The sequence below is a fragment of the Streptomyces doebereineriae genome (genome assembly GCF_031845645.1).
GTDB classification, from domain to species: Bacteria; Actinomycetota; Actinomycetes; order Streptomycetales; family Streptomycetaceae; genus Streptomyces; species Streptomyces canus.
The window spans coordinates 1-468 of the sequence record NZ_JAVREZ010000211.1 but is presented as its reverse complement, the minus strand read 5'-3'; the positions used below and the strand labels follow the sequence as shown (position 1 = coordinate 468).

The 468-nt window shown below is 77.8% G+C and carries 1 protein-coding gene; it reads left to right on the top strand.

Going from position 1 to position 468, the window contains the following annotated elements:
- Positions 1-468, top strand: a 468-nt coding sequence (locus RNB18_RS51510; RefSeq protein ID WP_311720997.1) for an IclR family transcriptional regulator, incomplete at both ends; no start/stop codon positions are given.

The following is a 468-nucleotide window of genomic DNA, read 5'->3' as shown; positions in this document are numbered from 1 at the left end:
GCTGAGCACGCTGGAGAGCCGGGGGTTCGCGATCCGGGACACCTCGGGACGCGGCTACGCGGCGGGCCCGGAGCTGGTGCGGCTGGGCCGGCCCGCGGGGTTCGGCCGCGCGGCCCGCGAGCGGCTGGGGCCCGTCCTGGCGGACGCGGCCGGGCGGACCGGCGAGACGGTGTGGAGCGCGGCCCTCTTCGGTGACCAGGTCATCGTCACCGACGGCCGCGAGTCGGCCCATCCGGTGCGCGTGGCGCTGGAGCTGGGGCGGACCGGACCGGCCCACGCGGGAGCGGGCGGGCTGCAGCTGCTCTCCCGGATGACGGCGGACCAGGTGTGCGCGCTGTACCCGTACGAGGAGCTGGAGCCGGTCACCCCGGCCACGCTCACCTCACGGACGGCCCTGCTGGACGAGCTGGCGCTGATCCGCCGGACCGGCCACGCCGTCAGCCGGGGCGCGTCCGTCCCGGGGATGAC